The organism is Alphaproteobacteria bacterium (assembly GCA_019695395.1).
In the GTDB taxonomy this organism is placed as follows: Bacteria; Pseudomonadota; Alphaproteobacteria; order JAEUKQ01; family JAIBAD01; genus JAIBAD01.
The window spans coordinates 1-18,504 of sequence record JAIBAD010000036.1 but is presented as its reverse complement, the minus strand read 5'-3'; the positions used below and the strand labels follow the sequence as shown (position 1 = coordinate 18,504).

General features: G+C 34.7%; 22 protein-coding genes and 1 tRNA gene. 5 read left to right on the top strand and 18 right to left on the bottom strand.

Annotated elements, in window-relative coordinates:
• Positions 1 to 199 precede the first annotated feature (199 nt).
• Positions 200 to 721, bottom strand: a complete 522-nt coding sequence (locus tag K1X44_06985) for a GNAT family N-acetyltransferase (protein ID MBX7147034.1) — start codon at positions 719 to 721, stop codon at positions 200 to 202.
• Positions 722 to 838: 117 nt separating this feature from the next.
• On the opposite strand from K1X44_06985, the gene K1X44_06980 reads away from it, so the two are divergent.
• Positions 839 to 2,131, top strand: a complete 1,293-nt coding sequence (locus tag K1X44_06980; GenBank protein MBX7147033.1) for an adenylosuccinate synthase — start codon at positions 839 to 841, stop codon at positions 2,129 to 2,131.
• 2 nt (positions 2,132 to 2,133) lie between these two features.
• Here K1X44_06980 and rpoH read toward each other — a convergent pair whose 3' ends face one another.
• Both rpoH and K1X44_06970 read right to left on the bottom strand, forming a co-directional pair.
• Entirely contained in the window at positions 2,134 to 3,018 is an 885-nt protein-coding gene (rpoH, locus tag K1X44_06975; protein ID MBX7147032.1) for an RNA polymerase sigma factor RpoH, read from the bottom strand.
• A 63-nt stretch (positions 3,019 to 3,081) separates the two neighbouring features.
• The gene (locus tag K1X44_06970) at positions 3,082 to 4,083 is read right to left on the bottom strand and encodes an RluA family pseudouridine synthase (protein ID MBX7147031.1); all 1,002 of its coding nucleotides are present in this window, start codon (positions 4,081 to 4,083) and stop codon (positions 3,082 to 3,084) included.
• A 56-nt stretch (positions 4,084 to 4,139) separates the two neighbouring features.
• Between K1X44_06970 and K1X44_06965 the strand changes: the two genes are divergently transcribed.
• The 3 genes from K1X44_06965 (at position 4,140) to K1X44_06955 (ending at position 5,625) form a co-directional block, all read left to right on the top strand.
• Positions 4,140 to 5,201 (top strand): low specificity L-threonine aldolase, encoded by a 1,062-nt coding sequence (locus K1X44_06965; protein MBX7147030.1) that lies wholly within the window; start codon positions 4,140 to 4,142, stop codon positions 5,199 to 5,201.
• Between the two features lie 67 nt (positions 5,202 to 5,268).
• Positions 5,269 to 5,344: transfer RNA gene (locus K1X44_06960), tRNA-Glu, on the top strand.
• A gap of 80 nt (positions 5,345 to 5,424) precedes the next feature.
• A complete protein-coding gene (locus K1X44_06955) occupies positions 5,425 to 5,625 on the top strand; it encodes a hypothetical protein (protein ID MBX7147029.1) in 201 nt (66 codons plus the stop codon).
• 67 nt (positions 5,626 to 5,692) lie between these two features.
• Here the strand turns inward: K1X44_06955 and K1X44_06950 are convergent, their stop codons facing one another.
• The 3 genes from K1X44_06950 to K1X44_06940 form a co-directional block, all read right to left on the bottom strand.
• Complete coding sequence (locus K1X44_06950; GenBank protein MBX7147028.1) at positions 5,693 to 6,862, bottom strand: hypothetical protein; 1,170 nt, start codon at positions 6,860 to 6,862, stop codon at positions 5,693 to 5,695.
• 164 nt (positions 6,863 to 7,026) lie between these two features.
• Entirely contained in the window at positions 7,027 to 7,230 is a 204-nt protein-coding gene (locus tag K1X44_06945) for a cold-shock protein (protein ID MBX7147027.1), read from the bottom strand.
• 194 nt (positions 7,231 to 7,424) lie between these two features.
• On the bottom strand, positions 7,425 to 8,027 hold the full coding sequence (locus K1X44_06940; GenBank protein MBX7147026.1) for a UbiX family flavin prenyltransferase: 603 nt from the start codon (positions 8,025 to 8,027) through the stop codon (positions 7,425 to 7,427).
• A gap of 96 nt (positions 8,028 to 8,123) precedes the next feature.
• Here K1X44_06940 and K1X44_06935 point away from each other — a divergent pair, with 96 nt between their 5' ends.
• On the top strand, positions 8,124 to 8,288 hold the full coding sequence (locus K1X44_06935; protein MBX7147025.1) for a YdcH family protein: 165 nt from the start codon (positions 8,124 to 8,126) through the stop codon (positions 8,286 to 8,288).
• A gap of 77 nt (positions 8,289 to 8,365) precedes the next feature.
• On the opposite strand, the gene K1X44_06930 is transcribed toward K1X44_06935, so the two are convergent.
• From K1X44_06930 to K1X44_06875, 12 genes are all read right to left on the bottom strand, one after another.
• A complete protein-coding gene (locus K1X44_06930; protein ID MBX7147024.1) occupies positions 8,366 to 9,754 on the bottom strand; it encodes an NAD(P)(+) transhydrogenase (Re/Si-specific) subunit beta in 1,389 nt (462 codons plus the stop codon).
• 4 nt (positions 9,755 to 9,758) lie between these two features.
• On the bottom strand, positions 9,759 to 10,163 hold the full coding sequence (locus K1X44_06925; protein ID MBX7147023.1) for a proton-translocating transhydrogenase family protein: 405 nt from the start codon (positions 10,161 to 10,163) through the stop codon (positions 9,759 to 9,761).
• An 11-nt stretch (positions 10,164 to 10,174) separates the two neighbouring features.
• A complete protein-coding gene (locus K1X44_06920) occupies positions 10,175 to 11,311 on the bottom strand; it encodes a Re/Si-specific NAD(P)(+) transhydrogenase subunit alpha (GenBank protein MBX7147022.1) in 1,137 nt (378 codons plus the stop codon).
• A 21-nt stretch (positions 11,312 to 11,332) separates the two neighbouring features.
• Complete coding sequence (locus K1X44_06915; GenBank protein ID MBX7147021.1) at positions 11,333 to 11,872, bottom strand: hypothetical protein; 540 nt, start codon at positions 11,870 to 11,872, stop codon at positions 11,333 to 11,335.
• Positions 11,850 to 12,218, bottom strand: coding sequence for a cupin domain-containing protein (locus tag K1X44_06910; GenBank protein MBX7147020.1), 369 nt, complete (start codon positions 12,216 to 12,218; stop codon positions 11,850 to 11,852). Before K1X44_06910 ends, K1X44_06915 begins: the two co-directional genes overlap by 23 nt.
• Positions 12,219 to 12,232: 14 nt before the next feature.
• Positions 12,233 to 12,880 carry an SGNH/GDSL hydrolase family protein gene (locus K1X44_06905; GenBank protein ID MBX7147019.1) on the bottom strand — a complete coding sequence of 216 codons (648 nt, stop codon included), beginning with the start codon at positions 12,878 to 12,880 and terminating at the stop codon, positions 12,233 to 12,235.
• Positions 12,881 to 12,918: 38 nt separating this feature from the next.
• Entirely contained in the window at positions 12,919 to 13,890 is a 972-nt protein-coding gene (gene corA / locus K1X44_06900) for a magnesium/cobalt transporter CorA (GenBank protein MBX7147018.1), read from the bottom strand.
• Positions 13,891 to 13,998: 108 nt separating this feature from the next.
• Entirely contained in the window at positions 13,999 to 14,757 is a 759-nt protein-coding gene (locus K1X44_06895; GenBank protein ID MBX7147017.1) for an ATP-binding cassette domain-containing protein, read from the bottom strand.
• Positions 14,758 to 14,799: 42 nt separating this feature from the next.
• On the bottom strand, positions 14,800 to 16,002 hold the full coding sequence (locus K1X44_06890; protein ID MBX7147016.1) for a sugar ABC transporter permease: 1,203 nt from the start codon (positions 16,000 to 16,002) through the stop codon (positions 14,800 to 14,802).
• 69 nt (positions 16,003 to 16,071) lie between these two features.
• Entirely contained in the window at positions 16,072 to 17,133 is a 1,062-nt protein-coding gene (gene xylF, locus K1X44_06885) for a D-xylose ABC transporter substrate-binding protein (GenBank protein ID MBX7147015.1), read from the bottom strand.
• Between the two features lie 139 nt (positions 17,134 to 17,272).
• A complete protein-coding gene (locus tag K1X44_06880) occupies positions 17,273 to 17,920 on the bottom strand; it encodes an RlmE family RNA methyltransferase (GenBank protein ID MBX7147014.1) in 648 nt (215 codons plus the stop codon).
• Positions 17,921 to 18,066: 146 nt separating this feature from the next.
• Positions 18,067 to 18,324, bottom strand: coding sequence for a hypothetical protein (locus K1X44_06875; protein ID MBX7147013.1), 258 nt, complete (start codon positions 18,322 to 18,324; stop codon positions 18,067 to 18,069).
• Positions 18,325 to 18,504 lie beyond the last annotated feature (180 nt).

The window sequence follows — 18,504 nt, the reverse complement described above, 5'->3', positions numbered from 1 at the left end:
TAAAAAATATACTAATTATAGTATTAAAATATAATTTATTATTGCAAGATTATTAAAACTATGTCATATTACTGCAATGCAGCAATTTTGGTCTTTTTATTAGGTTAATTATGCTGTAGTTCCCTCTTTAGGGAACTTTCCTCCCTGAACTTGGCCGTATTTAAATAATACGGCCCTTTTTCTTTTCAGACCTTATGTTTTACCGTAAAGATTTTTGCATTAAAACAACATCCAACCATTTATTAAATTTAAATCCCACATTCGACAAAATACCTATATGACGAAAATTTAATTTGTGATGGAGATGAATGGATGCTTGATTTTGGCTATCACCGATAACAGCAATGATTTCTTTAATATTTAATTTTTGGCATTCTTTTAAAACTTCATCTAATAATTGAAAGCCAATACCTTGTCCCATAAAATTGGGATCAATATAAATAGAATCTTCTAGTGTTTGTTGATAGGCAGACCTAGCTCTAAAAAAATTGACATAAGCAAAACCAGCAATGGTGGATTTTTTTTCAGCAACCAAAAAAGGAAATCGGTTGGTACGCATTTGTTCCCAGCGTCTCTGCATTTCTTTTAAATCAGGAGGTATAATTTCAAAAGTTGCCGTGCTGGTTAATACATAATGTTCATAAATTTTGTGGATAATTTCTATATCGTTGGCATCCGCAGAACGAATGGTTATCAACGATTCTTTTGGTGATATAGTCATTTTTTTAAATGATTGTAAAAATAATAAACTTTCTTTTTATTCTAAATAGATTAATTTACTAAATAACTTTAACGTCGTTAGAGAGAAAACTCAATATTGTCTTAAAAGGATTATAAAATGGTTAATGTTGTGGTAACTGGTGCCCAATGGGGGGATGAAGGTAAAGGTAAAATTGTTGATTGGTTATCAGAACGCGCAGATATTATAGTAAGATTTCAAGGTGGACATAACGCGGGTCATACACTTGTCATTCAAGGTAAGACATATAAAATGAGCTTACTTCCCTCAGGTATTGTACGGCAAGGTAAAAGATCAATTATTGGAAATGGGGTCGTCATTGATCCTTTTGCTCTTTTACATGAAATAAAAACTTTATCAGATCAAGGTATTACTATAACCCCTGAAAAACTGGCCATTGCGGAAAATGCAACCTTGATTTTACCCATCCACAAACAACTTGATTTATGGCGTGAGGAAGCGATGGGTAAAGCTAAAATTGGAACAACTGGCCGGGGTATCGGACCAGCCTACGAAGATAAAGTTGGAAGACGAGCTGTTAGAATATGCGATCTTCTTGATTATGAGGAACTAAACACCAAAGTTGAGGCTCTTTTAACGTACCACAATCCTCTTTTGCGTGGGCTAGGCAGACCAGAAGTTAACAAGGATCATTTACTTAAAGATTTAATGGATATTGCCCCCAAAATTATTCCTTTTATTAAATGTGTATGGAGGGAATTAGATGATGCCCATAAATCCAATAAAAGAATTTTATTTGAAGGGGCGCAAGGCAGTATGCTTGATGTTGATCATGGAACCTATCCTTATGTTACATCATCCAATACAATTTCTGGCCAAGCGGCGATTGGATCGGGGACAAGTATCCATCACATAAATTATGTTTTGGGTATTACCAAAGCCTATACAACACGTGTCGGAAGCGGGCCATTTCCAACTGAACTTCATGATGAAATTGGACAAAATATTGGAAAACGTGGCCATGAATTTGGAACGGTCACAGGACGTCCCCGTCGTTGTGGGTGGTTTGATGCAACTATGGTCAAACAAGCTATCAAGGTGAGTGGAATTAATGGTATCGCACTTACCAAATTAGATATATTGGATGAACTTGATAAAATCAAAATTGGTATTGGATATAAAATAAACCAAACTTCTTATGATTATTTACCTGCTCAATCCAAACTTCAACTCAAAGCAGAGCCTATTTACGAAGAAATTGATGGTTGGCAACAATCCACCAGGGGTATACGGCACTGGAAAGATCTACCCCAAAATGCCATAAAATATGTCAAACGTATTGAAGAACTTATTGAAGCACCGGTGGCTTTACTTTCCACCAGTCCTGAACGGGATGATACAATTTTGGTTGAGGATCCTTTTAAATCATAAAATTAGCCAAGCATATCGCTATGTTGGCCAATTTGTGATTGAATAGATTTTTGCAACTTTTCAAAAGCACGCACCTCTATCTGGCGAATGCGTTCCCGGCTTATTCCATATTTTTGGCTTAAATCTTCAAGAGTTGTGGGGTCATCCTTTAATCGTCTTTCAGCGATAATATTACGTTCTCTTGCATTTAAGGTAAGCATGGCTTTATCAAGCAATTTACGTCTTTTTTCTAATTCTTCTGTTTCGGTAAAAACCATTTCTTGGTTATCTTTAGGATCGACAAGCCAATCTTGCCATTCACCTTCATTATCTGATTTTAAACTGGCATTTAAAGAATGATCGGGGCTTGATAAACGTCTATTCATATCCACAACTTCATCTTCTGATACAGATAATTCTTTTGCAATTTTGGCAACATGTTCAGATGTCATATCACCTTCTTCGATGGCTTGTAATTTTCCTTTAAGTTTACGTAAATTAAAGAAAAGTTTTTTCTGGGCCGCCGTTGTACCCATTTTAACAAGGGACCACGAATGGAGAATATATTCTTGGATTGATGCCCTAATCCACCACATGGCATAAGTTGCAAGACGGAACCCACGATCTGGTTCGTATTTTTTTACAGCTTGCATCATACCAAGATTACCTTCAGATATAAGTTCATTAAGGGGTAATCCATATCCCCTATATCCCATAGCAATTTTAGCAACTAATCTTAAATGGCTTGTGACCAAAGTGTGGGCAGCTTCTCTATCGCCATCATCACGCCATCTTTTAGCAAGTATATATTCTTGATCTGCCTCTAAAATAGGAAATTTACGTATTTCCCGCAAATATCTGGCAAGATTGCTATCCGGAGATAAAATAGGTATTGTTGGTGTTGTCATGATTTCATCGTTCCTAGCTTTATTCTAATTCATTATAAGTTATCTTAGATAATTATTATAGCATTACTTTCCATCTAAAAGATTAATAAGCTGTCTCATATCGTCGGGTAATTCCGAATCAAAATGCAATTCTTTATTGGTCCGTGGATGAATAAAACCCAATGTTTTTGCATGAAGAGCTTGACGTTTAAAATTACTTATATAATCCCGAGCCTGAATATTTACCGCTGCCAATCTATGGGATGTTGCCTTTCCATAAACTGGATCCCCAATGACACTATGACCTTTATGATTTAAATGCACCCGAATTTGATGTGTTCTGCCGCTAGCTAATTTACATTCAATAATACTCGCAGCCAGACCAAAATTCTTTACAACTTTATAATATGTTAAGGCAGGTTTCCCATGTTTTTTTAACACAGACATATTTTTACGGTTTACTGGGTTTCTGCCAATATTGCCTTCGATTTGCCCCTGTAAGGGTTGGGGTACACCCCATACAAGGGCTGTATATAGGCGTTCTATGGATCGATCTGCAAAATAGGACGAAAGTTTTTGGTGGGTAAAGTCATTTTTTGCCGCAACAATCAAACCACTCGTATCTTTATCAAGCCGATGAACAATACCTGGCCTTTGAACGCCACCTATACCAGATAAACTTTGACCACAATGAGCAATAAGAGCATTTACCATCGTATTTTCCATATTACCTGGGCCTGGATGAACCACCATACCCGCAGGCTTATTAATAACAATTAAATCTTCATCTTCATAAACAACAGATAAAATTATTGCTTGAGGAAGAGGAACAGCAGAAATAGGATCGGGTAAAATAATGGCAAAATTTTGACCAAGTTTTATTTTGTAAGCAGGATCAGTTATCAAAATTGTATCAGTTAATTGGACAAACCCTTGTTCAATTAAAGTTTTTGCCCGGCTTCGTGATATATTTTCTAAAGTTTCCGCAATATAACGATCTAGCCTTATACCTATTTTATCCTGGCTTACAGATATAAAATATTTTTTCTGATCCTTTAAATCATATTCTTGTTGACGAACACCCATCAGAACCATCAAATATAATACACATATATTTTATTTTGCCTTTTAGGATATAAACTATGAATTTTTGTAGCGATAATGTTAGCGGTATATGTGAAGAAATTTTAAACTCCCTTATAGAAGCAAATCAAGATACAGCTTCTTCTTATGGGCAAGATTCTATCACAGAAAGTTTAACACAGCAAATCAGTGATATATTTGAACATCAAGTTGTTGTTTTTCCGGTTTCAACGGGTTCTGCTGCCAATGCCTTGGCTTTGTCGGCCCTGACACCACCCTTTGGTGTTATCTATTGTCATCAAAATGCCCATATTCATAAAGATGAATGTGGCGCCCCCGAATTTTTTACGTCTGGTGCTAAATTAATACCTATTCCAGGGGATCATGGAAAAATTGATTTAGCATTACTAACTTCTGCTTTACAACAATCTGGCCAAGGTGTTGTTCACCATAGCCAGCCTGCGGTCATTAGTCTTTCTGAACTTACCGAATATGGTACGATATATGTACCAGAAGAAATTAAAACGATCAGCAAACTTGCCAAAAAATATAATCTTAAAATTCATATGGACGGCGCACGTTTTGCCAATGCGTTAGCCTTTCTTGAATGTAGTCCTGAAGAATTAACATGGAAATCAGGGGTAGATGTTCTGTCACTAGGGGCCACAAAAAATGGGGCCATGGCTGCCGAGGTCGTAATATTCTTTGACCCTAAACTTGCAACAGATTTCATATATAGACGTAAACGTGCGGGTCATTTACTATCTAAAATGCGCTTTTTAAGTGTGCAACTTCAAACCTATTTTAAAAATGATCTATGGTTGAAAAATGCACGACATGCCAACACTATGGCCCAAAATTTAACCAAAGGTTTATCTAAATTTCCAGAAATTCAACTTTGCCATAGGGTCGAAGGAAATGAGCTTTTTTTAAATTTACCCAATAATTTGGCAATTTATTTGGGTAATCAAGGTTTCAAATTTTATCAATGGGATGAAGAATCATTTCAAAAACCTGATCATCAAACGATTAGATTAATTACATCTTTTAATACAACCCCAGAACAAATTGACAGTTTTCTGGGCTCAATCAATAATTTTTACAAAACATCAAAAAATTAAAGAAGGTACTTGATTCTGCATCAATTATCCTTTATTCCATAAGGGTCTGGTTCGTTCAAACCATAACGTCCCCATCGTCTAGAGGCCTAGGACATCGCCCTTTCACGGCGGTAACACGGGTTCAAATCCCGTTGGGGACGCCATTTAATTTTTAAAAATTATATTTGAATTAATTCTTATATTCGGAATTAAAAAGGTTTTTATGAATTATTTAAAAATAATTGTGAGCAGTTTATTATTAGCTGGTTGTACACAATATTGGACAAAACCTAATACAAATAGGCAAGAAACAGCTAAAGATTTAAGTGATTGCCGCATTCAAGCAAATCAAGGAAATGCTAAAATTTATACTGCTGAACAATTAGAAACGCCGTGCATGGTAGGAAAAGGATACAATCTTAGTTATAATCCACCAAAACAATAAATATAAAAATATTGATAAAAGGGTTGATTTTGATCAACCCTTTTTATTAATTTTCTTAAAATATTAATTACAAAACACTTGCCACCAAGTTTGTATTCTGATTTTTATCCTGCACATCCATATTCAATCCTGTATCCATTGATCCCGTATCAAAACTTGCCATGCTTTCTATCAAACCAGAAGTAAACGTGGGAACAGGTACAAAACCACCCGGTGTTAATTTAAATTTACCTTCCTTGAACACGGCAAATTCTACATTATCAACAACATCTTGTTCACCTAATATATTAGGAAGATAATATTTATTGCCCCCTAAATAATGCAATGCATAATCTTTAACTGATACATTATATACTAATGTATCAATTCCATTACCACCATCTATCGTATTATTATTACCTAAACCACTATAAAACTCATCATTTCCATCTCCGCCAAACATCGTATTGTAGCCACCACCACCAACAAGCATATCATCACCCGTACCACCATCCAACATATCATCCCCGCTACCAGCAAATATTTGGTCATTTCCATTTCCACCTTCTAAATTATCAGGATCAGTATCAAAGAATATAATATTTCCATATAATACATCATCCCCATCCCCGCCTTTTAGGGTATCAATACCATTACTACCAATTAAATAGTCGTTACCACCATCACCATTTATTATATCGTTACCATCTCCACCTATAACAGTATCATTACCATCCCCACCAAAAATTTTATTTGCTCCACTATAATCAGTTATATAATCGTTACCCGTACCACCATAAATATAATCATCACCACCCTTATCTTCAATATAATCATCGCCATCCCCACCATTGATAAAATCATTTCCTATATCATCTTCAATATTGTCCTCTCCATCCCCGCCATCTACAAAATCATTACCCGTACCACCGTAAATATAATCATTATCCCATCCACCTAAAACAATATCATCACCATCATAACCATATAAATGATCTGCACCATCATCACCCAAAATAAAATCATTCAAACTACCCCCAATTAAATAATCGTTTCCATCATAACCAAACATATTGTTTTGTTTATTATAATCACCAAAAATAAAATCATCATCTGCGGTGCCATAATAGTTAGCTGGCATCAAAGAATTTAGAGTTGACGTTATTTTATTAGGATCTTTTTGATCCAGTATTGGGCTGAAAATTATTTGTGAATTAGAGGTAGAATTTTTTTTTGAGATAGTTTTGATATTTGTCATATTATATCCTTTATAATACTAGTTTATATTAAAATATAATATATCAAATAAAATTTATTAATAATTTGTTAATATTTATAAAAATAATTTATATTAATAAAATAAAAAAGGGCTGACTTTTGATCAGCCCAACCATTATGAAATGGTTCTAAAATTGCTACATATTATGAAAGTTTAAGATTAACAGCAGCTGTTTTGCCTTTGTCGGTAGCAAGTTCATAAGACAATTTTTGTCCTTCTTTTAAATGAGAAATACCAGCTTTTTCCAAAGCAGTAATATGAACGAAAACGTCTTTTGAACCATCTTGAGGTTGGATGAAGCCGTATCCTTTGCGGTGATTAAACCACTTTACTGTACCATTAGTCATTGAGTATAGTCTTTCTTATAAAAAGGTTAGTAACAAGTAACTCAAAATTTAAAACTTAAAAGTTACTAGGTCTTTAGATAAAATTAAAAAGAAGTCGTGGGAGCCCAAGACCATCTATCTGACTTTATCTATCTATTCTAATATAGAAAAAAAGCAAAATGATCAACATTTTTATTAAAATAGTTAATTTTTAACTAATTGTCAGATCGCTTTTTTAAGGATTTTTCTTCCCCCCACCTTCTAATAAATCCAAATTCAAGATCAAAAAGATCGCCAACTCTACCCACTGTATGTTCGACCATATCATCCAAATTTTTAGGTTTCGCATAAAAAGCAGGAACAGGGGGTGCAATAATTGCCCCCATATCTGAAAGGGTTAACATGGTACGTAAATGTCCAGAATGAAGAGGGGTTTCTCTGACCAATAAAACCAATTTTCGTCTTTCTTTAAGACATACATCTGCAGCCCTTGTTAATAAATTGGATGTAACACCTGTGGCAATTTCAGACATGCTACGAACAGAACAAGGTGCAATTATCATTCCCATCGTTAAAAAAGAACCACTAGAGATAGCAGCCCCAATATCATCATGTCGATAATAAAAATCGGCCATTTTAATAATGTCTTTAAGTTTTTTGTTTGTTTCATACGCCAAGGTGCGTTCGGCTGACGATGAAATAACCAAATGCGTTTCAATCGACAATTGTCGAAGTTTTTCTAAAAAACACAAACTATAAACAATACCAGAGGCCCCGCTTATTCCAATAATAATTCTTTGTTTTTTTTGTTGAGTCATAATTAAGTTAAAAAATCCTTATAAAGATTTACAAAAACAACATTTAGGATTACAATAATATAATCACTTAAGTTCAATAAATTATGAGGTTTTCCCATGTCGGAACAAAGTCACCTTGACGCTTTAAAACATAAACATAATGAACTAGAAAATCTAATAAAAAAAGAAAATCTTCGCCCCCAACCTGATCAAAATATCATGAACCAACTTAAACGTATGAAATTACGCATTAAAGAAGAAATATCCGTTTTTAATGGCTAATTTTTATTAAAGTAAAAAGTGTTTTGATAAATCCCTTAATTTAAAATTATTAAGGGATTTAGAAATAGATATCTTTTTTAAAGAGCTTTTATAATATCTTCACAAACTTTTTTGGCATCACCAAAAAGCATCATGGTATTATTTTGAAAAAATAAATCATTTTCAATACCTGCATAGCCTGATGCCATTGATCGTTTAATAAAAAGCACTGTTTGTGCATCCCCCACATTCAAGATAGGCATTCCATAAATAGGGCTTTGTTTATCATTCTTGGCCGCGGGATTGGTAATATCATTAGCCCCAATCACAAGAGCAATATCTGTTGTGGAAAAATCACGATTAATTTCATCAAGCTCAAGAACATCATCATAGGGAACATTTGCTTCTGCTAATAAAACGTTCATATGTCCCGGCATTCTTCCAGCAACGGGATGAATGGCATATCGGACATCGATATTTTTATTTTTTAATAAATCTGCTAATTCTTTCAAGACATGTTGCGCTTGGGCCACAGCCATACCATAGCCAGGGACAATAATAATTGAACTTGCATTACCCATTAAAAAAGCAGCATCTTCGGCATTACCTGTTTTAATAGGTCTTGCTTCTGCAATTTGTTTGTTCTGGGTTGTATCACCTGTGCTAAAGGCAGCAAATAATACGTTAAAAATTGATCTATTCATAGCTTTACACATCACGTAGCTAAGAATAGCGCCCGATGCCCCCACGAGTGCCCCTGTAATAATTAAAAGATTATTATGCAAGGTAAATCCGATACCCGATGCGGCCCAGCCGGAATAAGAATTTAACATGGATACAACCACGGGCATATCAGCCCCACCAACCGGCAAAACAAGTAAAAAACCAAGAGCAAAAGAAAGGAAAATTAATCCCCAAAAAACAAATTGATTTTGGCTTGATACAAATAAAACAAATAATCCAATAAGAATAACAAATAAAACTATATTAACCCATTGTTGCTTTTTAAATAGTAAAGGTGCACTTGAAAGCAAGGCTTGAAGTTTACCAAATGCAATTAATGATCCCGAAAATGTAATCGCCCCCACAATACTGCCCAGCCCCATTTCAATAAGGCTGGCAGATGATAAATACCCAATCCTGCCAATACCAAATTGATCAGGCCGGTAAAAAGCAACAAGAGCAACACATACAGCTGATAAGCCAATTAAACTATGAAATGCGGCAACCAATTGGGGTAAGGCTGTCATTGAAATACGCCAGGCCATGATTAAACCAATTAATCCCCCACTGATAAGGGCTGTCAAAATAAGGGTAAAGTTTGTTATATGAAAAGCAAATAATGTCGTCCCGATAGCTAATGCCATTCCAACCATGCCAACATAATTACCAAATCTGGCAGATAGGGGGGATGCCAATCCTTTTAAAGCTAAAATAAAACAAAGAGCAGATAGTAAATATAAAAGGTCAAAAATTGAATTATCCATAATTTTATCTTTTCTTTTTAAACATACCAAGCATACGCCGCGTAATCATAAATCCCCCAAATATATTGATAGATGCTAGAAATACGGCTACAAAACCTAGAATTTGGGTTAATCCAAATTGATTAATACCAAGGGCTATTAAAGCACCAACAATTACCACAGAGGATATAGCATTGGTCACAGACATTAAGGGAGAGTGTAAGGCAGGTGTTACCTTCCACACCACATAATACCCTACAAAACAGGCCAAAATAAATACTGTTAATTCTTGAATAAAAGGATCTTGAGTTAAATGGGATTGCACATTCAAAGATACCATTGCTTGATTAGCAATCGTATCTAATTGACCTACAAAATCTTGGGCTTGTTTATTTAAACTATCCAAGGTTTGGTTCAAATTTTCAGCCATTATTTTGTTCCTTAAGATAAAAGAAGAGGATTAATAATTTTGCCTTCATGGGTTAAAAGCGTTGATTTGATAATTTCATCTTCTAAATCAATAAATGTTTTTTGCTCTTTATTCATAATTAATTGCAAAAAATTATAAAGATTTTTGGCGTAAAGGGCACTTGCATCTTTGGCAAGATGGCTTGGTATATTTGTGTGCCCGATAATTTTTATATTATTATAGATAAAGATTTCACCTGGTTTGGTTAATTCACAATTTCCGCCATTAAGTGCCGCCAAATCAACAATAATTGATCCTGGCTTCATTGTTGCAACCATAGATTGTGTAATCATGATAGGTGCTGGTTTTCCAGGAATTAAGGCCGTGGTAATAACAATATCTTGGTCTTTAATAACTTCAGCCAAAAGATCATGTTGTCTTTTTTTATAATCTGCATCAACTTCTTTGGCGTATCCTGTGCTGCTTTCATTATTTTGGTGTTGATCTATGGATATAAATTTTGCCCCTAAACTTTCAACTTGTTCTTTAGCTGCTGCCCGTACATCGGTGGCAATAACAATACCCCCAAGCCTTTTTGCAGTTGCAATTGCTTGCAGACCTGCAACGCCCGCCCCAATCACCATAATTTTGGCAGCTTTAACCGTACCAGCCGCTGTCATAAATAAAGGAAATGTACTTTTATATTCATAAGCAGCTTCAATGACCGCCCTATATCCCGCAAGGTTTGATTGGGATGACAAAACATCCATAGATTGCGCCCTTGTAATTCTTGGTATTAATTCCATAGCAAAAGTTGAAATATATTTACTGGCAAGTAAATCCAAATTTTTTTTATCAAAATTAAAAGGATTTAATAAACCAATTAATACACAACCCAATTTTAAATGGGATATTTCATTAAAACTATCTTCTGGCGAAGATAGTTGAACCTTTAAATAAATATCGATGTCTTTTAAAATAGTTTCTGCATTTTTTTCTAAAATGGCACCAGCAAATTTATAATCATCATCAAGGTAAAAAGATTTTTCTCCTGCCCCATTTTCAATTAAAACAGTAAACCCATAATTTGTAATTTTTTTTACAATATCTGGTGTTATAGCCACCCGATTTTCATCAGTTTTTTTTTCCTTAATAATACCAATTTTCATATTATATTTAACCTTTTATGATCAATCCTTCCCTTTTATCATTGTAACCCAACGCCCATCATGATTAATAGTTATAAACCACCCCAAATAATATCCACGTTCTTTGTTATTATCATACATATAATCAAGATTATGTTGATAAAGTTTTTGTAAGGTTTGTTGTTGTGATAAAGATAATTGTGTATAAGGAATTTCAACAGCACTTGGCCATATATAATCATCACCCTCTGGTCCCTTGGTCATCACACAATCCATAGATAAAAGGGTAAGGATAATATTAAAAATATTTATACCTTTCTTTTCTTCTCTTTGCCAAAATTCAACAGGGGTTATATTTTCGCCATAACTTTGTTGAAAAGATGGAAGATAGGCCAAATTTTGTAATTGAGTGTAATCTTTTGCCAAAACTGCTGTTTGAATAGCATGCACTTTATTTTGGACCATATTTGGTAAAATAGGGCAAGATATATTATTTTCTTCTGCCCAAGTAACAGTAGGGATCCAAATAGTACAGATAACAAAAACTGTAATTAAATAATTATTTTGATACAAAAATCGCATAATATTTTTTTAAAGTGCTTAATGTTTCCCACGTACCTTTGAAACCAGGCGGAATAATAAATGAATCGCCCGCTTTAAAAGCATAATGATACTTATTATCCCCGGTAATAATTCCAGAACCTTCTATAATATGACAAAATTCATGTTCGTTCGTTTCATAATTTATTTCCCACAAACCAACAGTTGATTCCCAAATACCACTATAAAATTGTTCTGTTTGATCTGTATAATAATTATAGGTTGTTGTTTTGGGTGTGCCTTTTAAAATTTTTTTAGGCGTTGCCTCTTCAGCCACGGGATTGAGATCTTTAAATGATATGATTTTTAAAATTTTGTGATCCAACATATCCCCCATATGCATTAAATTTTATATATTTCTTGTATTGTTAAGGCAAGTTTTTCACCCAATATTTTATTATTATGAACATCCATATGTATTCCGTCAATTGGTGATGGTTTTATAAATTGGCTAAGATCCATAAAATGTATGTTAAAATTTCTGGCAACACTTTCATAATGTTTGGCCAATTCTTTTGATTCATCCACAACATCAATAAAGACCATTTCCATTAATCCTTTGGGCTCAATAATCCAAGGTGGGGATAATAAAAGAATATCAGGTTTATTACCCTTGGGGCCACATTGACTTGCCCAAATTAAACGGATTAGCCTTATACATCCCAAGGCTGCTTTTTTGGCACCATCTTTTGTACTGTTTTGAATATAAGGTTTAAGATCATTGGTACCTAAAAACAAAATAACTAAATCAAGGGGGGCATGCGATTCAAGCAAAACAGGTAAAATCAGACTTCCATTACGGCCAGGTTGAAAGGGATCATCAAAAACTGTTGTTCTTCCATTTAAACCTTCTTCAATAATATGATAATTAGCCCCGAGTTTATTTTGCAAAACACCAGTCCAACGTTTATCAAAAGGATAGCGGGTAGCATTTTCTGGATTCCATCCCCAGGTTTGGGATGCGCCAAAACATAAGATATTTTTAATCATAATAGACCCCCATCTTTAAAGGATATTTTAGGATGTACCTATAACCATCCAGCTTTACGAAAGCGATAGTATAAATAGCCACATACCCCAAATAAAATACCAAGAAGGCCAAAATACCCGTAATGCCATCGAAGTTCTGGCATAAAATCAAAATTCATTCCATAAATACTGCATATTGATGTTGGTATCGCAAGTATAGCAGCCCATGCTGCCAATTTTTTGGTCACATCATTTTGTTGGGTCGAAAGAATCAAAAAATATGTTTCCAATGTCGCGGTAAGCAATTCACGCAAACTATCAATCGTTTCTAAAATACGTAACGCATGATCAATAACATCACGATAATAATCATCTAAAACTTTATCATCAAATAATGTATCAAAACGTACTAGCTTGGTAATAATATCGCTAAGTGGTGATACAATCCGACGTAAAGATAGCAAATCACGTTTTAAATCATAAATATCTTCAATCGTTTGAAGATCGAATTTTTTATGTAAAATATTATTTTCTAAAATTGTAACTTCATCTTCAATGGTTGCCAACACAGGCATGTAATTATCAACAATAAAATCTAGTAAAGAATAAAGAACAAAATTCACTCCTTTTTTAAGCATTTCGGGTTGATTTTCACATCGTGCACGTAAATCTTTATAGGCAATGGTTGATCCATGTCTAACAGTTACCAAATAATTTTTGGCAATGAAAAAATGGGTTTCCCCAAATTCAATACGCGCATCAGCTTTTTGTGCGGTATGAAGAACTATAAAAACAGAATCGCCATAAATTTCAAATTTTGGTCTTTGATGAGCTGTATGGGCATCTTCGATCGCCAAATCATGAAGATTGAAAAGACTTTGCACTTTACGCAACAAATTCTCATCTGGTTCATGTAGTCCAATCCAAACAAATTCTTTGGGTTTAAATTCTAATTTTTCGATTTTATCAAGATCATATTCTGCAATACGGCGCCCATTCGAATAGGCGGCAAAACCAACAACCATTGACATTTCAAAGCCCTCCTTATTCTTTTAAGCCCAATTATTTGAAAAAGGCTATAGGCATGATGTTTGCAAAGATTATTGATAAAAATCCTTTTTATGAAACTAGTCAACCCTTTAATGATGTTTGGTTGGTAAAGCTCCTAAAATAATCATTTGAAGAATATCATCTTTGGTTACATCTTGGGTTTTACATGTTCCCACCAAACGTCCATTTTTTAACACGACAACCCGATCTGCTAAATTAAAGACATCATGGATATCATGGCTGATTAGAAAAATCCCAATACCTTCATTCTTGAGGCGTTTGATTAACTCCCCCACCATAGCCGTTTCCTGCGGGCCCAAAGCTGCTGTTGGTTCATCCATGATAAGAATTTTGGCATTAAATAAAATTGCCCGTGCTATGGCGATAGATTGTCTTTGACCACCCGATAGGTTTTTAACTGTATCTTTAATATTTTGAAAATTTGGGTTCAGTCTATGCAAAACCGATCTTGCTTCTTTTTCCATAGATACATCATCTAGAACATTCCACATGGTTGTTTTTTCCCGGCCTAAAAATATGTTAGATGCTGCATCCAAATTATCAGCAAGGGCCAAGGTTTGATAAATTGTTTCAATCCCGTAATCGCGTGCATCTTTTGGTGTTTTAATATCAACTTTTTTTCCTTGGATAAAAATATCCCCTTTATCAATTGGTAATGCCCCTGATAACATTTTTATTAAGGTTGTTTTCCCTGCCCCATTATGGCCAAGCAACCCAACAACTTCACCGGGATAAAGGGAAATGGATACATTTTCAACAGCATGGACCCCACCAAAAAATTTGCTTACCCCACACATTTCAACCAAAGGTAAAGATTGATGAGACATAGATTTATTGTGTGATTGATCCATTATATTACCCATAAAAATTTAACGTTTATTTTTTAAATATATCATATCAATCCACACCGCCAAAATTAGAACCATACCAATAACCATTTTTTGAATATTGGGTGCAACATCTAATAAAGACATCCCACTTTCTAAACTTTGCATAATGACGGCCCCCACGATGGCACCAAAGACTGTGCCAACCCCACCTGCAAGAGATGTACCGCCAATCACAGCTGCCGCAATAACCTTTAATTCGGCAAGTTCACCTGCCGCATTTGTGGCAGACCCCAAGCGGGCAGTTGCTACAACAGATGCAATGGCACACAAAGCCCCCATAAGCGCAAAGATAATCACAGTTACCTTTTTAACATTAATCCCGGAAAGCGCGGCCGCTTCAGGATTACCACCTATTGCAAAAATATAACGGCCAAGTTTTGTTTTGGTTGCCATAAATGAAATGGCTAAAGCTACAATCATTAAAATTAAAACAGGTACAGGAATACCATGTCCAAGGTCATTATCTGGTCTTTTATAGGCATTCATCAACATAACAAAACCAATAATCAAAACCGATAGAAAAACAAACGTAATGATTTCTATCATCCAAGATTTTGTTATAAAACTTACTTTCTTACGGCGATGCCTATTTGCCATCATTGAATAAAAAATTAAGGCAATCATAAAGATAGCAACGACCCAGCTCCAAAACGGGCCGATTGATCCTGATAATCCACCACCCAACATCATAAAATTGGGATGAAGTGAGCTTATTGTTTCGCCTTCCGAAAGCGTAAAGGTTGCACCCCGAAAAATAAGAAGCCCACCCAAGGTTACAACAAAAGATGGGATAGCTTTATAGGCAATCCAATACCCATTCCACATACCAATTAAAATACCAACAACAAGACCACAGATAATACTGGCAATCCATCCCCATTCATTATCAGTAAAAAAAATCTCTGTCTGAAGAAAAGCTGTTACCATCCCTGTAAAACCCAAGATAGACCCAACAGATAAATCTATATGGCGCGTTACAATCACCAAAACCATTCCTGTTGCCATAATAGCAACCACAGTACTTTGTACAGCAAGGTTAAAAAGATTTCGCGGCGTGATAAATGTACCCTGACTGATAAAATCAAAGACAATAAAAATGATAGCCAATACCAAAAGCATAACCAAAATTCTGGTATGGGGTCCTAAAGCTTTTAAATAATTTTTAAAAAAAGATGCCATCATAACATCCTGATCATTATGGCGATATCTTTTACCCTATTTTTGAATAAAAGATATCACCAAATTCAATTATTATTTACATGCAGATGGCGCATCGGTTGCCTTAACACCTTGGCAAAGATCATTCTTATTAATCCAGCCTGCATCAAGCACAACCTTTAAATTATCTTTGGTTATTGCAATTGGTTTTAACAACATTGCTGTCATTTCCATTTTTTTAGGACCATCTTTAAAAGTGGTTGCCCCTTTAACTTGATTTAAGGTTGTACCCTGAGCAAGCTCAAGCGCAATTTTTGCAGCATTGGTTCCAAGTTCCTTGGAATCTTTCCAAACGCTGACGGTTTGCATACCACGGGCAATACGGTTCAAGGCAACCTTATCCCCATCTTGGCCAGATACAGGAACTTTTCCTTCCATACCTTGGGCACGTAGGGCTGCAATTGCACCCCCTGCTGTTCCATCATTGGCAGCTACAACAGCGTCAACTTTATTATTATTGGCAGTTAGAATTTGTTCCATATTTTTTTGGGCATTATCAGGTAACCATGCGTCTGTATATTGGTTACCCACAATTTTGATATCACCTTTATCAACCGCTGCCTTTAAAACTTCTTGTTGGCCTTTATTTAAAAAATCTGAATTTGGATCAGTTGGGGAGCCTTTAATATACACATAATTACCTTTTGGTTTTTGTTTTAAAACCTCTTTGGCTTGCATACGGCCAACTTCAACATTGTCAAAGGTTATATAAAAAACACCAGGAGCTTCGATTAATCTGTCATACCCAATAACCGGGATTTTTTCTGCCTTTGCTTTTTCAATAGCTGGTAAAATAGCATTATTATCTTGGGCCAAAACAATAAGCACATTAGCGCCACGTGCAATTAAATTTTCAATGTCACCCATTTGTTTTTCATTTGAACTTTGGGCATCGGCACTGATATATTTGGCACCTGATTTTTCAAGAACGCTTTTAATTGCAGCTTCGTCTTTTTTCCATCTTTCTTCTTGGAAATTTGACCAGCTTACGCCTACAACAATATCTTTACCAAAAGCAATTGGGGCTTGGACTAAAAACAATGTTGTGAATAAACCGGTTAATAGATAAGATTTTATTTTTTTATTGATCGTCATTAAATTCTCCCTAACTTATGTACAATTATGAAATATAATAGTAATGTGAAAATAATATAAAGACTTGTTTAGCAAGTTCCTAGACTATTTCCTAGGTGGTTAATTATTTTTGTTAGGGTTATCTTCGTTAAACTGCTATTCACCCCCGAAATCCTTGGGCCAATAAATACATTTCCGTTGAATCTTGTCTGCTGGCTGCTGGTTTAACATGTTTAACTGTTTTAAAATTTTTCTTGAGTTGTGACAAAAGTTCTTTTTCTGTTCCACCTTGAAAAACTTTGGCTAAAAATGTCCCATTTTCTTTTAAAACGTGGCGGGCAAAATCATAGGCAGCTTCGGCCAATGACATGGTACGCAAATGATCTGTCCCCGCATGTCCTGTTGTTGGATAGGCCATATCACTTAATACAACATCAACCTTTTCTGGAAAATTAAAATCCTGGGGGTTCCAATTATCAAAATTCATAAAATCTATTTGAATGAATTGAACGCCTGCTAGGGGATCCATTCCATTGATATCTAAGGCTACCACATGACATCCACAAGCAGCTGCCACCTGGGACCACCCACCTGGTGCTGCCCCCAGATCAATAACATACATATTTTTCTTTAAAAAAGAATATTTATCATTCAGTTGAGCAAGTTTAAAGGCAGCCCGCGATCTATAACCTGCTTTTTGGGCTTCAAATACATAAGGGTCATTTAATTGGCGCTCTAACCAACGCCTTGAGGATTGTTTCCGTGATTTTTTTGATCGAAGTTTTATTGTTGGAGTTCTTGTTATCATAATTCTATATTAAGTAGATTAAGAGTAATTTAGCAAATATAATATCTACCAATAATTATCAATAACAATCGTTATTTATTACCTTAAACCTATATAATAAAAAGCCCTTCAAAGGGATGAAGGGCTTTTTATTAGACTTAAAATATTTAGGAAGCAGGTGGATTATTATTTTTTTCTTTTATAGTTCCTGCACTTTTTGGTTCATGATCACCTTTATAATTGAGCAATCCAAATTTATCATTACCATAACCACGATTCCAAGGGTCACTATGTGCACCATAATCAGGATCGCTCAATTCTAAATCTCTCGTAGTTTTTGTGGGACCATAAACCTTACCCGAACATCCTGTTAAAAATAATGAAGGAATAAATAGAATTGATAAAATCATTTTTAATTTCTGCATAAATACTCCTATAAAATTATATTTATTATATTATTTTACATATTTTTAATTTAATTATTAAAAACACATTAATGTTAAATTACATTCAAAACATTAACAAAAGATTAATTAACCATAAAATTTTATCTATAAGACAATAGATAATAGCTATAATATAAATAGTAATAGTTTTTATCTATA

Excerpts from the sequence above, each read along its gene's own strand:
- K1X44_06985 (MBX7147034.1), bottom strand. The coding sequence starts at position 721 with ATGACTATATCACCAAAAGAATCGTTGATAACCATTCGTTCTGCGGAT.
- K1X44_06980 (MBX7147033.1), top strand. The coding sequence starts at position 839 with ATGGTTAATGTTGTGGTAACTGGTGCCCAATGGGGGGATGAAGGTAAA.
- rpoH (MBX7147032.1), bottom strand. The coding sequence starts at position 3,018 with ATGACAACACCAACAATACCTATTTTATCTCCGGATAGCAATCTTGCC.
- K1X44_06970 (MBX7147031.1), bottom strand. The coding sequence starts at position 4,083 with ATGGGTGTTCGTCAACAAGAATATGATTTAAAGGATCAGAAAAAATAT.
- K1X44_06965 (MBX7147030.1), top strand. The coding sequence starts at position 4,140 with ATGAATTTTTGTAGCGATAATGTTAGCGGTATATGTGAAGAAATTTTA.
- K1X44_06950 (MBX7147028.1), bottom strand. The coding sequence starts at position 6,862 with ATGACAAATATCAAAACTATCTCAAAAAAAAATTCTACCTCTAATTCA.
- K1X44_06945 (MBX7147027.1), bottom strand. The coding sequence starts at position 7,230 with ATGACTAATGGTACAGTAAAGTGGTTTAATCACCGCAAAGGATACGGC.
- K1X44_06940 (MBX7147026.1), bottom strand. The coding sequence starts at position 8,027 with ATGACTCAACAAAAAAAACAAAGAATTATTATTGGAATAAGCGGGGCC.
- K1X44_06935 (MBX7147025.1), top strand. The coding sequence starts at position 8,124 with ATGTCGGAACAAAGTCACCTTGACGCTTTAAAACATAAACATAATGAA.
- K1X44_06930 (MBX7147024.1), bottom strand. The coding sequence starts at position 9,754 with ATGGATAATTCAATTTTTGACCTTTTATATTTACTATCTGCTCTTTGT.
- K1X44_06925 (MBX7147023.1), bottom strand. The coding sequence starts at position 10,163 with ATGGCTGAAAATTTGAACCAAACCTTGGATAGTTTAAATAAACAAGCC.
- K1X44_06920 (MBX7147022.1), bottom strand. The coding sequence starts at position 11,311 with ATGAAAATTGGTATTATTAAGGAAAAAAAAACTGATGAAAATCGGGTG.
- K1X44_06915 (MBX7147021.1), bottom strand. The coding sequence starts at position 11,872 with ATGCGATTTTTGTATCAAAATAATTATTTAATTACAGTTTTTGTTATC.
- K1X44_06910 (MBX7147020.1), bottom strand. The coding sequence starts at position 12,218 with ATGTTGGATCACAAAATTTTAAAAATCATATCATTTAAAGATCTCAAT.
- K1X44_06905 (MBX7147019.1), bottom strand. The coding sequence starts at position 12,880 with ATGATTAAAAATATCTTATGTTTTGGCGCATCCCAAACCTGGGGATGG.
- corA (MBX7147018.1), bottom strand. The coding sequence starts at position 13,890 with ATGTCAATGGTTGTTGGTTTTGCCGCCTATTCGAATGGGCGCCGTATT.
- K1X44_06895 (MBX7147017.1), bottom strand. The coding sequence starts at position 14,757 with ATGTCTCATCAATCTTTACCTTTGGTTGAAATGTGTGGGGTAAGCAAA.
- K1X44_06890 (MBX7147016.1), bottom strand. The coding sequence starts at position 16,002 with ATGATGGCATCTTTTTTTAAAAATTATTTAAAAGCTTTAGGACCCCAT.
- xylF (MBX7147015.1), bottom strand. The coding sequence starts at position 17,133 with ATGACGATCAATAAAAAAATAAAATCTTATCTATTAACCGGTTTATTC.
- K1X44_06880 (MBX7147014.1), bottom strand. The coding sequence starts at position 17,920 with ATGATAACAAGAACTCCAACAATAAAACTTCGATCAAAAAAATCACGG.
- K1X44_06875 (MBX7147013.1), bottom strand. The coding sequence starts at position 18,324 with ATGCAGAAATTAAAAATGATTTTATCAATTCTATTTATTCCTTCATTA.